The 361-nt window shown below is 65.9% G+C and carries 1 protein-coding gene; it reads right to left on the reverse strand.

Features of this window, described 5'->3' with window-relative positions; genetic code table 11:
* Positions 1-361: molybdopterin-binding protein (locus SB764_RS38795; RefSeq protein WP_410866580.1), on the reverse strand; the 361-nt coding region annotated here is incomplete at both ends.

The raw sequence follows: 361 nt of genomic DNA on the forward strand, positions 1-361 counted from the left end.
GCACCCAGTCGAAACCGTTCTCCTTCGGACTGCGGGCACAGCCCGGCGCACCGACGACATAGGTCTCCCCGATCCGCCCAATTACCATCAGATTGCCTGGGTCCACGGGCATGCCGACGCTCAGAATCTCTCCGCCGGCCTGCCGGATCGCCGCCGGGATCACATCGTCCTCGTCAATCACGGCCGACGCCCCAAAGACGATCACGAGCTTCGGAAAGCGCTCGGCAGCCACCATTGCCTCACCGATGGCGATAGCGACGGCGTCGCGTCCGTGAGCCACACGCTGCTCGCGTGCCAACCGGTTGCCGGATGCAGCCAGCCGCCGCTCCAGAATGCGCGCCGTCTTATCCATGACCACGGG

Origin of the sequence: Paraburkholderia sp. SIMBA_027 (assembly GCF_046535315.1) — a bacterium.
GTDB lineage: Bacteria > Pseudomonadota > Gammaproteobacteria > Burkholderiales > Burkholderiaceae > Paraburkholderia > Paraburkholderia tropica.